We start from the raw sequence: 11,862 nt of genomic DNA, 5'->3' as shown, positions 1-11,862 counted from the left end.
TCGCTTTGAACTGATCGGCGGCCCGACGTCCGCGCCTTCTCTCTTCTTCGTCCCGCTCCCCGCCGTCTGGTGTCGCGCTTCGCCGCGGCTCCCCGCGCTTCGCGCCTTCATGTCGTCGTGACATCGCTCGAAATAATTGTTGAATGGAGTTCGGCGGGCCGCTCGCCCATACTTCGTTCGCTGCCGGTGCGTGACGAATCACAGACGCATGAGATCGAAAGGCTTCACGTGCGAATCCCTTCGCCGATGATCGACGATCCCACGGTTGCCCGATCATCGGCGATGGACTCGAACCCACTGGCACCGCGTGCCGACGACAGGATCATCATGTTGACTTCAGTGAACTTCATCAAAAAGAACGCCGCCCGTTTCACCTGCATGGCACTCGTGTGCGGCAGCGCGCTGCTGAGCGGCTGCGCCGGCGCCAGCGTCACGAATCTGAGCGCGACGAGCACGTCCACGACGGCCGGCGCAGGCACGCAGTCGACGATGCATCCGGACACGATCTACGTGTACACGTTCGATGCCGATCCGCAGCAGGTCAAGCTCGATAACAGCGGCATGCTGCAGAAACTGAAGACGCAGATGTCCGGTTCGTCGGACGCGCAGAAGCAGGTTGCCGATGCCACCAAGGTGCGCGAGCAGGTCGCCGACGAGATCGTCCATCAGCTGCAGGCGATGGGTCTGCACGCGGTGCGCACCGACGCGCCGGTGCCCGCCGGCCAGAACGTGCTGCTCGTGCAAGGCAGCTTCGAGACGATCGACGCCGGCAATCGCCGCCGCCGCACGCTGATCGGGCTCGGCGCGGGCAAGAGCGAGGTGAGCAGCGCGGTGCAGATCGTCTACCAACCCGCTGTGGGCGCGCCGCGCGTCGTGCAGAGATTCACGGCCAACGCGGACAGCGGCAAGATGCCGGGCATGGTCGAAACCGCCGGGGTCGGCGCGGCGGCCGGCACCGTCGCGACCGCGGCAGCGGCCGGCGCGGGCCTGCACGGCGTGACCGAAACGAAGCGCGCGGGCGTGTCGGACGATGCAAAGCGCCTAGCCGATGCGGTCGCGAAACAGATCGCGCAGTTCGGTGTCGAAGCCGGCTGGTTGCCGGCCGCGCGGAAGAGCTGAGCGGTTGAGCCCGGCGGGTTGCGCGCCCGACTGAAAAGCGCGGTTGACCAGCCCGGCGGTGTGCAGAGATGTCCACGCCGCCAGGTTTTCGACGCGGGCGCCGTCTTCATCCGCGCCACAGCCCTCGCAACAATGCGAGCAGCGCGGCAGGCGCGGTGCCCTTCTGGCAATAGCCGTCGAAATTGTGACGCTCGCGGCCGGTTTCCCTCACATGATCTTCGTCCAGCGACGTGAACGCGACGATGCCGAGGCTGTGCGTCGGCAGATAGCGGCGCAGCGCGCTCGCCGTTTCGTAGCCGTCGCGCTCCGGCATCATGATGTCGAGCACGACGACGTCGGGAACCCAGTTGCGCACGCAGCGCAGCGCCGCCGTGCAGCCGGTCGCGGCGCGCGCCTCGACGCCCTCGTAGGACAGCCAGGTGGCAAGCGCTTCGGCGGCGCTCTCGTTGTCGTCGACGACGAGCACGCGCGGCACGTCGTGCAATAGCTGGACCTCTCGGGCGCTCCATCTCTGGCAGGTAGTCGAATTTCGTGACATGTATGGCGGCCTGCGGTTAAACCTTTGGGCGGGTAGCAAACGCTGTACCGTCCTTGCGGTGCCGTCAAACCTGCGCATCACGGCGTCATGACGCCATCAGAAACACCCACTTTTGCCATCTGTCCGGTAAATCGTCGCAGTTCTCCCGCAGTTCTTCCGCAGTTCTTCAATAGGAACGATTCGCATTTGAACGATAATCGGGCCGGGCGACTCGCATGCATGACTAAAACGCTGCCAGGCTTTCGGGCCTGGCAGCGTTTTAGCATTTACGCGCGAATTGAACGGCGTGGCGCCGTCCCGCGTCACTCGACCGGCGGCTCGCCTTCGGGTTTCTTCTTCGGCCGCTGCGCATCGGCGGCGCGCTGCGGCAGCTTGCTCTTTTCGTTATCGCTGTGCTTGACGGGCTGGGGATGATTGAACTGTTCGTCGACGACTTTCATGGTGTGCCCCCGTGCCAACGCAACGCAACACAACTCTCAACTCAACACAAACAACACAACGCTCATGAATGTTCGGCGGACCGCTCGGTCTCGCCCGTGCCTGCGACTGCGGCCGGCGCACCGGCTGCCGCGCCCATCGTCACCAGCACACTGCATGTCACGCGATCGAGCAGCAGCCCGTCGTGCCGGCCACCCCACCATCGCGCGAGTCCGTGACTGCGGCGATGACCAACGACGACCAGATCGACCTTCAGATCGTTAGCGAAAAACGGAATCTCGTCGAGTGGTTCACCGATCGCGAGATGACCGGTCGCGCGGATTCCGCGCGCGGCGAGTTTCTGCAAGCCCTCGTTGAGCAGCGCTTTGGCGGATTCGTTGATGAAATCGACCGGCACCGCGGACGTGATGTCCGCGCCCTGCATCCACGCCGTATTGTTGAGCACGGAAAGCAGGTGCACTTCCGCGTTCAGGTCTTGCGCGAGAGCGGCACCGTCCTTCAATGCGTGTTGTCCTTCGCGTGTTCCGTCGTAACAGAGAAGAATGCGCTTGAAGCTCGACATGAGAACCTCCTTGCGCCGCGCGGCAAGTCATCAATTAATTATATGTCAGTTCGTGACATATACCGCGCGACACCGATACATGCCCACGGGGTACGCGCGATGAATCTGCGTCGAGCCGAAGTGTGGTCGGATCGGTGCGGATCGGTGTGTGGGGCCAGGCTGAAGGAGGTCGGGCGCGCGCTCGACTCTCTGCGATATGCGACAGATTTCGCGCGCCGCGCGGGGGTTGGAGAACTTTTTATATCACATTGAAATATAATCATGACCAGACTGTATTCGCGTTGCCAGGGTTTCCCCGGTAATGTCGGGCCCGGCATCTTCGACTACTTTCCGCTCCTATCTTGTCCCGCTCTCCTGCTCTCGGCTGGCTTGCCAGCTTTCTCCCCGCACCGGTCACCGTGAAATGGCACGAGCGTGCGCGTTCGTGCCTCGGCGCGCTGCTCGGCATCGCGTTCACCGGCGGTCTGATGTATCTGCTGCTCGGTCCCGCCGCAAACATTCCGCTGCTGGTCGCGCCGATGGGCGCCTCCGCGGTGCTGCTGTTTGCAGTGCCCGCGAGCCCGCTCGCGCAGCCGTGGTCGATCATCGGCGGCAACCTTGTGTCCGCGACGGTCGGCGTGACCTGCGCGATGCTGATCGGCGATCCGACGCTGGCGGCCGCCCTCGCGGTGGCGCTGTCGATCTCCGGCATGTTCGCGCTGCGCTGCGTGCACCCGCCGTCGGGCGCGGTCGCGTTGACGGCGGTGCTGGGCGGCCCGGTCATTCATGCGCTCGGCTACCGCTTCGTGCTCGAACCGATCGCGATCCAGTCGGCCGCGCTGCTATTCGCGGCGCTCGTCTATCACGCGGCAACCGGCCACCGCTACCCGCATGCGGGACGCCAGGACCGCGCAACGCCGAACCAGGCCGCCGACGAAGCCGCGCGCGTCGGCTTCACCCGCGACGACGTCAAAGCCGTGCTTCGACGCCGTGACGAAATGCTCGACATCGGCACCGACGACCTCTATTCGTTGCTGCGCGAAACGCAGCTACAGGCCTTCTCACGCAGCTTCGACGAACTGCGCTGCGAAGACGTGATGTCGCGCCATGTCGTGTCGGTGTCGCCGGGCACGCGCGCCGCCGCCGCATGGGAGCTGTTCAGGCGCCACAACGTGAAGGCGCTGCCGGTCGTCGATGTGAAGCAGAAGCTGCTCGGCATCGTCACGCGCGCCGATTTCGTCGACAGGAAAAGCTTCGGCGCGCTCGGTCCGATCCTGAACTACTTCGACGGCTGGCTGCGCGGCGATGCGCTTCGCACGTCGAACGTCGGCAGCTTGATGACCACCGACGTGTGCACCGTCGGCGCCTCCGATCCGATCACGGAACTCGTGCCGATGTTCGCGAACTACGGGCACCACCACGTGCCGGTGCTCGATCGCGGGGGGCGCGTGGTCGGCATGATCACGCAGGTGGACCTGATCTCCGGCCTGTACCGGCAGACCGCCACCCAAGCCCGCAAGGCGGCCTGATTTTCAGTTAAAAGAGCAAGGAGACCTGCCGCGCGACGCCGTTGCCACGGCCGCAATCCACCTAAATACGTCATGTCGTGATATATTTTCCGTTTCTTCACATCGGCGGATATCCCATGAAAGTACGGACTCGCAAGCTCGTCAAGAGCGATTTCGAGCAGTTGTCGGAGTTTCGCTACCAGATGCGGCGCTTCGAGCGCTTCTCGGAGCAGGCCGCGCAGAACGAGGGCATCACGCCGTTGCAATACCTGTTGTTGCTGCATATCAAGGGCTATCCCGAGCGCGACTGGGCGACCGTCGGCGAACTCGCGGAGCGTCTGCAGGCGCAACATCACGGCGTCGTCGCACTGGTATCGCGCTGCGAGGCACTGAGTCTCGTGCGCCGCCAGGTCAGCGAAACCGATCGTCGCCAGGTTGAAGTACACATCGAAAAAGCGGGAGAACGGGTACTCGAGCGGCTCGCGGAACTGCATCGCGCCGAATTGAGGTCGCTCGAAGGCTCCTTCCAGATTCCTCAGATCGACCTCGACTAACCATGAGCATGGATTCCCACAAACGCGACTTCGCGGCGAATGCACGGCTGCCCGGCATTTTCGCGCTCGCCGCGTGCATCGGCCTCGTCAGTACGTTTGCCGCTTTTGTTCTGCTGAACCTGATTCGCCTGTTCACCAACCTGTTTTTCTTCGGCACGCTGTCGTTCGTCGACCGCTCGCCCGCCGCCAATACGCTCGGCATCTGGATGATCGGCGTGCCGGTGATCGGCGGCTTGATCGTCGGCCTGATGGCGCGCTTCGGCTCCGAAAAAATTCGCGGCCACGGCATTCCCGAGGCGATCGAAGCGATCCTGTTCGGCAAGAGCAAGATGTCGCCGAAAGTGGCCGTGCTCAAGCCGTTGTCGTCCGGCATCGTGATCGGCAGCGGCGGGCCGTTCGGCGCGGAAGGCCCGATCATCATGACCGGCGGCGCGCTCGGCTCGCTGATCGCGCAGTGCGTGAAGGTCACGTCGGCGGAGCGCAAGACGCTGCTCGTGGCCGGCGCCGCGGCCGGCATGACCGCGGTATTCGGCACGCCGCTCGCGGCCGTGCTGCTCGCGGTCGAGCTGCTGCTGTTCGAATGGCGCCCTCGCAGCTTCCTGCCGGTCGCGGTGGCTTGCGCGGTCGCCGGCTTCGCTCGCGCGATTTTCTTCGGTACAGGTCCGCTGTTTCCGCTGCAGACCGCCGCGCCCGATGGCTGGTCCCTGCTGTCGTGCGCGGTCGCTGGCGTGTTGTCGGGCGCGCTTGCGTCCGGCCTGTCCGCCGCGCTCTACAAGGTGGAAGACCTGTTCGGCAAGCTGCCGATCCACTGGATGTGGTGGCCCGCGCTAGGCGGTATCGTCGTCGGCATTGGCGGCTGGCTCGAACCGCGCGCGCTCGGCGTCGGTTACGACGTGATCGGCGATTTGCTGCATCAGCATATTGCAGTGCAGGTCGCGCTTTTGCTGCTCACCGTGAAGGCTGTGATGTGGGTCATCGCGCTCGGCTCGGGCACGTCGGGCGGTGTGCTCGCACCGCTGCTGATGCTCGGCGCCGGACTCGGCACGGTGCTCGCGCACTGGCTGCCGGGCAGCGAGCCGGCGCTGTGGCCGCTCGTCTGCATGGCCGCGACGCTTGGCGCCACGCTCGGCGCGCCGCTGACGGCCATCGTGTTCGCGTTCGGCCTCACGCACGATGCCAATGCGCTGCTGCCTCTGCTGACGGCAACGCTGATCGCGCACGGCTTCTCCACGATGGTGATGCGGCGCTCGATCATGACCGAGAAAATCGCGCGACGCGGTTATCACATCTATCGCGAGTACGGCGTCGATCCGCTCGAGCGCCACTATGTCGACGAAGTGATGACCGCTTCGGTCGAATCGGTCGATGCCGCCACGACGGTCGGCGCAACGCTGCAGACGCTGTTCGGCGCGAACCAGCTGCACCGCGCGTATCCGGTAGTGCGCGACGGCGCGGTGATCGGCGTGGCCGACCGCCCGTTGCTCGAACGCTTCTGCGCCGAGGACACGGAGCGCAAGCGCGCGATGACCCTCGCCGACGTGTTCGCGCAGCACAACACCGCATTCGCGTTGTCATCCGAAACCTGCCGGCTCGTGGCGACGCGGCTCGCCGTGCTAGGACTCGAACGCCTGCCGGTGGTCGCCGATGGCAACAGCATGCGTCTGATCGGAATCGTGTCGCGAAGCGATCTGATCAAGCCGTCGCTCGCTCACTTCGAAGAGGAACACAAACGGGAGCGGTTCCGTCGTATCGGGCCGTCGCTCGTCAAGCGGCGCTTCGCGCCGGTTCGTAAAACCAGCTAAAAGACCGCTGCAATAGTCGAAGGCCGAGCCCCGCGAGGCCTCGGCCTTTTTATTCGCGCATGCAGCTATTTGCCCGCGCCACGCGACTCGACGCAACCCAGCACGAGCGTGTCGCCCGATTTCGCGCCCGGACCCAGCGCCGCGGTGTGGAAGTCCGCGTGGTCGCAATGCCATTCGGCGTGGAAGTCGCGCGGGCATGCCAGCGTCGTGCCGCCTTTGTGCAGACCGGGCAGCGGGTAATCGCAAGTTTCCCGTCCGTTGCAATGACGCTCGAGCTCGCGAGTCAGGTTGCCCGGCGGCGCGCCGCAATTCCCGCCATAGGTGCCCGATACGATCGTGATCGCGCGCATGGGCGCGTCGGCGTTGGCGGACACCACGAATACGCCGCTTGCCAGCGCCAGCACGGCAGGAAGGATCCCACTGAGGAAAATCCGTCCGCGCCGTGAAGTTTCCATCGGCTTCTTCACTTTTCGCCTCCGTTCCCGCTACAGGCGACGCTGAACCGAAACACGCCGCCTATAGCCAGGTATAGAGGAAAGAGCCAAACGCTGCCACACAAAAACCCATGCCTACAGGCAATCGCGGCAAAACCCGTTATTCGAGCGCCTTGTCGTTCGGTTGCGCGTAAAGCTGCTTCAGCGAATCGCTCATCGGAAAGTCGAAGCTGATGTTCTTCGGCGGCACCGGCTTGACGAACCAACGGTCGTACATCGTGTGGATTTCGGGTCCTTTCATCACCTGTTCGAGCGTGTCGTCGACGAGCTTTCTGAACTCGGGATCGTCGCGGCGCAACATGAAGCCATACGCTTCCGACGATTGCGGCGTGCCGGTGATGATCCAGTCCGACGGCTTGGCGGTCAGCGTGCGCGTGCCGGCAAGCAGCACGTCATCCATCATGTACGCGACGGCACGGCCGCTTTCGAGCGTAAGGCGCCCTTCGCCGTAGTCCTTCGCGCTGATGATCTGCATGTTCATCTTCTTGTCTTCATTCATCTTGCGCAGGATGCGCTCGGACGTCGTGCCTTGATTGGTCACCACCGTCTTGCCCGCGAGATCCGGGAAGTCCTTGATGCCGGAGTCCTTGCGCGTCAGAAGACGTGTCGTCGCGACGAAGAACGTGTCGCCGAAACTCACCTGGCTCTGGCGCGCGGCGAGATTGGTCGTCACGCCGCATTCGAGATCGACTGTGCCGTTCTGTACGAGCGGGATGCGATTCTGCGAGGTCACCGGGATGAAGCGAACCTTGAGGTCCGGACGCTTCGTTTTCGTCTTCACCGCATCGATGATCTTGTTGCACAAGTCCTGCGAAAAGCCGATCACTTCGTTGTTCGCATCGACGTAGGAAAACGGCACCGAGGTCTCGCGATGGCCAATCGCGATCACGCCGCTTTGCTGGATCTTCGCGAGCGTGGACGTCGTGTCCTGCGCGAACGCGGCAGTACTCACCAAGGTTGTCGCCACGAGCACGGCAACAGCGGACCAATTCATCACTTTCATAGGTATCTCCGAGCGTTCTGCAGGTTCCTGATGGATGGCGGGCTGCTGTGCCAGCCGTCTACATATGTTGCCATTAAAAAAATACTTGCAACATATGTTAACTACCGAGTGTCGCCACGCCGTGCAACGGCGTTGTCCGCTCATCAATTCATCATAGATCCGTACCGGACACCATTTTCAAAACCGTACAGGTACTGTACCGGGACCTATCGCTAGAATGAGCTTCACCGTTTCTGTTGGCGACACCGGAGCCATCCCCCATGTCTTTCGTCACGCTCAGCGCGCTGCCCGCCGGCATTCTGTTCGCGCTCGTTACCTCGATTACGCCCGGTCCGAACAACACGATGCTGCTCGCATCGGGCGTCAATTTCGGCTTTCGCCGCACGCTGCCGCATCTGTCCGGCATCAGCGTCGGCGTGGTGCTGTTGATGTTGTCGGTCGGCGTGGGCCTCGGCGAAGCGTTCGCGCACTTTCCCCTGCTGTACACGGTGCTCGAAGTCGTCAGCGTCGCTTATCTGCTGTATCTCGCGTGGAAAATCGGCACGTCGGGCGAGCTGAAGCTCAGGAACGGCGAACGGCGCCCGATGCGCTTTCATGAAGCAATCGCGTTTCAGTGGGTCAATCCGAAGGCGTGGATGATGGTGCTGACCGCCGCGACGACGATTCATCTGAGCAACAGCTTCGGCATGAACGCCGTTGCAATGGCCGCGGTGTTCTATGTGATCGGCTTTCCGTGCATCTGCGTGTGGGCTGGTTTCGGCACGGCGATGCGCGAGGTGCTGTCGAACCCGAAACGGCTGCGCATCTTCAACGTCGCGATGGCGCTGTTGCTCGTGGGATCGTTGTATCCGATCGCACTGAAGCTGTTCGGGCACGGCGGCTGAGCGTTCGACGCGCCGCCGCGTCTACCACGCCCCCTGCCCGACCCTCTCGATGAAGCGCCACAACGCGTCGTCGGTCGAATACGGCGCGTTGAAGCGGAACCACGCGCTCGGCGCGTCGTCGGGACGGAAGTAGGAGCCCGGCGCGAGCCAGATGCCGTGCGCGAGCGCGGCGGTCGCGACCTCGGCGGCGTGCTCCGCTTTGATCGGCAGACGCGCCAGCATGAAGAGCCCCGCGCGCGGCCGATGAAACACCTCGAGCCCGAGCGCGTCGAGCCGTTCTTCGAGTGCCACGTGCGCGAGCTTCAGCCGCTCGTTGACCATCTCGACATGGCGCGCGTAACGCCCTTCCACCAGCACCTTGTCGACGATCCGCTCGATCGTTTCCGACGACGTCAGCCCCACCGCCATCTTCGTGCGCGCGAGCTCGCGCAGCACCGCCTGCTCGGCCACCACGTAGCCGCAGCGCAGCGACGGCGTCACCGTCTTCGAAAAGCCGCCGACGTGCAACACGCGCTGCAAGCCCTCCATCGCCGCCAGCAGCGGCGCGCCGGCCGGCGCGAGTTCGCGGCTCACGTCGTCCTCGATCACCCAGATGCGTTCGCGCTCGGCGATCTGCAGCAAGCGGAACGCGGCCGACATGCCGAAGGTCGCGCCGGTCGGATTCTGCAGCGTGGTGTTGACGAAGATCGCCTTCGGCTTGTGCCGCGCGACCAGCGTTTCGAGAACCTCAGTATCGACGCCGGCCGGCGTGCGCGGCACGCCATGCACGACCAGCCCGGCGAGCTTCAGGATCTGCAGCAGGTTGCAGTAGCCGGGGTCCTCGACGATGACCGCATCGCCTGCGCGCAGCAGCGTGCGCACGATCAGATCGAGTCCCTGCGTCGCGCCCTGCGTGAGCAGCACGTTCGCGACGTCGACCGGCAGCCCGCGCCGATCGAGTTGTTCGGCGATGCGTTCGCGCAGCGGCGCGAAGCCGTACGGATGGCCGTAGTCGCCGAGACGCGCGGCCGGCACCCGGCTCAGCGCACGCAGCGAGTGCTGCAGGCCGCTCTCGTTGGTCCATTCGCTCGGCAGCCAGCCGCAGCCCGCCTTGATCGGCACCGAGTGATCGGCGAACACGTCGGACAGCAGCCATGTCGCGGTCAGGCTCGGCGGCGTCCAATCGGCGACAGCCGCGCGCGCGGACGGCGAGCGCGCCGCCACCCGATAGCCGGAGCCGCGCCGCGCGACCACGAGCCCCATCGACACGAGCCGGTTGTACGCCTCGGTCACCGTGAAGGTGCTCAGCGCGTGGCTTTGCGCAAGCTGCCGCACCGACGGCAGCAGCGCGCCGGCGCGCAGCGATTGCGCATCGATCGCGCGCGCGAAGCCTTGCACGACCTGTTCGACGAGCGTCGGCGCCGCACGCCGGTCGCGTTGAAGGTCCAGTTCGATCATGTTTTGGGCGAAAAACCAGGAAAAAAGACCAAGCGTGGACTGCCCCGCCTACCGGGACAGTTCGCGCGAATCCACCAGCACAGTTGGCACCACACTTCGTCAACTGTTTATGCCGCCATTAAACCGCGAGGACTACAGTTTGGCTACGCTCAAAGCCCCCAACCGACACCCACTTCGAGGAGATGCCATGACTTCGCGCCCCGTCATCGACGATTTGTCGTCCTTCTGGATGCCCTTCACCGCCAACCGCCAGTTCAAGGCCGCGCCGCGCCTGCTGGAATCGGCGAAGGGCATGTACTACCGAAGCACCGACGGGCGCGAGATTCTGGACGGCTGCGCGGGACTGTGGTGCGTGAACGCGGGCCACAGCCGCGATGAAATCGTCGCCGCGATCACGCAGCAGTTGTCGACGCTCGACTTCGCGCCGACCTTCCAGATGGGCCACCCGCTCGCGTTCGAAGCGGCGGCCAAGGTTGCCGAGCTGATGCCGGAAGGACTCGACCGCATTTTCTTCACGAACTCGGGCTCCGAATCGGTCGACACAGCGCTGAAGATCGCGCTCGCGTACCATCGCGCGCGCGGCGAAGCTCAGCGCACGCGTCTGATCGGCCGCGAGCGCGGCTATCACGGCGTCGGCTTCGGCGGCATTTCGGTCGGCGGCATCGCACCGAATCGCAAGACGTTCTCGGGCGCGCTGCTGCCGGCGGTCGATCATCTGCCGCACACGCACAACCTCGAACACAACGCGTTCGCGAAGGGCCAGCCCGCATGGGGCGCGCATCTGGCCGAGGAATTGGAGCGCATCGTCGCGCTGCACGACGCTTCGACGATCGCCGCGGTGATCGTCGAACCGGTGGCCGGCTCGACCGGCGTGCTGATTCCGCCGCAAGGCTATCTGCAGAAGCTGCGCGAGATCTGCACGAAGCACGGCATCCTGCTGATCTTCGACGAGGTGATCACCGGCTTTGGCCGTCTCGGCAACGCGACCGCGAGCGAACACTTCGGCGTCACGCCGGACCTGATGACCTTGGCGAAGGCGATCAACAACGCGTCGATTCCGATGGGTGCGGTCGCGGCGAGCCGCACGATCCATGACACGGTCGTCGGCAGCGGCGCGCCGGGCGCGATCGAGCTGTTCCACGGCTACACGTACTCGGCGCATCCGGCGGCGGCCGCGGCCGCGATCGCGACGCTCGATCTGTACCGCCGCGACCAGCTGTTCGAGCGCGCGGCCAGCCTCGCGCCGACGTTCGAAGCCGCCGCCCATGGGCTGCGCGGCGCGAAGCATGTGAAGGACGTGCGCAATCTCGGCCTCGTCGCGGGCATCGAGCTCGAATCGCGCGACGGTGCGCCGGGCGCGCGCGCTTATGAGGCGTTCGTCAAATGCTTCGAGGCGGGCGTGCTGATCCGCTTCACCGGCGACATCCTCGCGTTCTCGCCGCCGCTTATCATCGACGAAGAGCAGATCGCGCGGCTCTTCCGCACGGTTGGCGAGGTGCTGGCGACGGTGCAGTAAGTAGGCAGGCAAGCCCGCCACCGGGCGA

At 64.7% G+C, this 11,862-nt stretch carries 13 protein-coding genes; 6 read left to right on the top strand and 7 right to left on the bottom strand.

Going from position 1 to position 11,862, the window contains the following annotated elements:
- Positions 1-224: 224 nt before the first annotated feature.
- A complete protein-coding gene (locus AB3X95_RS13710) occupies positions 225-461 on the bottom strand; it encodes a hypothetical protein (protein WP_368621838.1) in 237 nt (78 codons plus the stop codon).
- Here AB3X95_RS13710 and AB3X95_RS13705 point away from each other — a divergent pair.
- The gene (locus AB3X95_RS13705; protein WP_368621815.1) at positions 379-1,119 is read left to right on the top strand and encodes a DUF4410 domain-containing protein; all 741 of its coding nucleotides are present in this window, start codon (positions 379-381) and stop codon (positions 1,117-1,119) included. The two genes, AB3X95_RS13710 and AB3X95_RS13705, sit on opposite strands and share 83 nt — an antisense overlap.
- A gap of 106 nt (positions 1,120-1,225) precedes the next feature.
- Here the strand turns inward: AB3X95_RS13705 and AB3X95_RS13700 are convergent, their stop codons facing one another.
- The 3 genes from AB3X95_RS13700 to AB3X95_RS13690 form a co-directional block, all read right to left on the bottom strand.
- Positions 1,226-1,657 carry a response regulator gene (locus tag AB3X95_RS13700; protein WP_176106654.1) on the bottom strand — a complete coding sequence of 144 codons (432 nt, stop codon included), beginning with the start codon at positions 1,655-1,657 and terminating at the stop codon, positions 1,226-1,228.
- 302 nt (positions 1,658-1,959) lie between these two features.
- Positions 1,960-2,097: a hypothetical protein gene (locus AB3X95_RS13695; RefSeq protein WP_013092287.1), complete on the bottom strand. Its 138-nt coding sequence runs from the start codon at positions 2,095-2,097 to the stop codon at positions 1,960-1,962.
- 62 nt (positions 2,098-2,159) lie between these two features.
- Positions 2,160-2,657, bottom strand: coding sequence for a universal stress protein (locus tag AB3X95_RS13690; protein WP_176106655.1), 498 nt, complete (start codon positions 2,655-2,657; stop codon positions 2,160-2,162).
- A 341-nt stretch (positions 2,658-2,998) separates the two neighbouring features.
- Between AB3X95_RS13690 and AB3X95_RS13685 the strand changes: the two genes are divergently transcribed.
- The 3 genes from AB3X95_RS13685 to AB3X95_RS13675 all read left to right on the top strand — a co-directional run bounded on the left by AB3X95_RS13685 (position 2,999) and on the right by AB3X95_RS13675 (position 6,500).
- Entirely contained in the window at positions 2,999-4,165 is a 1,167-nt protein-coding gene (locus tag AB3X95_RS13685; protein ID WP_176125898.1) for an HPP family protein, read from the top strand.
- Positions 4,166-4,281: 116 nt separating this feature from the next.
- The gene (locus tag AB3X95_RS13680) at positions 4,282-4,698 is read left to right on the top strand and encodes a MarR family winged helix-turn-helix transcriptional regulator (RefSeq protein ID WP_176106657.1); all 417 of its coding nucleotides are present in this window, start codon (positions 4,282-4,284) and stop codon (positions 4,696-4,698) included.
- 2 nt (positions 4,699-4,700) lie between these two features.
- A complete protein-coding gene (locus AB3X95_RS13675; RefSeq protein ID WP_368621594.1) occupies positions 4,701-6,500 on the top strand; it encodes a chloride channel protein in 1,800 nt (599 codons plus the stop codon).
- Positions 6,501-6,565: 65 nt separating this feature from the next.
- Here the strand turns inward: AB3X95_RS13675 and AB3X95_RS13670 are convergent, their stop codons facing one another.
- Positions 6,566-6,955, bottom strand: coding sequence for a hypothetical protein (locus tag AB3X95_RS13670; RefSeq protein WP_221313888.1), 390 nt, complete (start codon positions 6,953-6,955; stop codon positions 6,566-6,568).
- Positions 6,956-7,094: 139 nt separating this feature from the next.
- Positions 7,095-7,997, bottom strand: a complete 903-nt coding sequence (locus AB3X95_RS13665) for a glutamate/aspartate ABC transporter substrate-binding protein (protein WP_368621593.1) — start codon at positions 7,995-7,997, stop codon at positions 7,095-7,097.
- Positions 7,998-8,257: 260 nt separating this feature from the next.
- Between AB3X95_RS13665 and AB3X95_RS13660 the strand changes: the two genes are divergently transcribed.
- Positions 8,258-8,881, top strand: coding sequence for a LysE family translocator (locus tag AB3X95_RS13660; protein ID WP_368621592.1), 624 nt, complete (start codon positions 8,258-8,260; stop codon positions 8,879-8,881).
- A 21-nt stretch (positions 8,882-8,902) separates the two neighbouring features.
- Here the strand turns inward: AB3X95_RS13660 and AB3X95_RS13655 are convergent, their stop codons facing one another.
- A complete protein-coding gene (locus AB3X95_RS13655; protein WP_176125894.1) occupies positions 8,903-10,318 on the bottom strand; it encodes a PLP-dependent aminotransferase family protein in 1,416 nt (471 codons plus the stop codon).
- 187 nt (positions 10,319-10,505) lie between these two features.
- Here AB3X95_RS13655 and AB3X95_RS13650 point away from each other — a divergent pair, with 187 nt between their 5' ends.
- Positions 10,506-11,834 carry an aspartate aminotransferase family protein gene (locus AB3X95_RS13650; protein WP_184225177.1) on the top strand — a complete coding sequence of 443 codons (1,329 nt, stop codon included), beginning with the start codon at positions 10,506-10,508 and terminating at the stop codon, positions 11,832-11,834.
- Positions 11,835-11,862 lie beyond the last annotated feature (28 nt).

Origin of the sequence: Paraburkholderia sp. BR13444, from assembly GCF_040948755.1 — a bacterium.
Lineage (GTDB): Bacteria > Pseudomonadota > Gammaproteobacteria > Burkholderiales > Burkholderiaceae > Paraburkholderia > Paraburkholderia youngii.
This window is presented reverse-complemented; position numbering and strand designations above follow the sequence as displayed.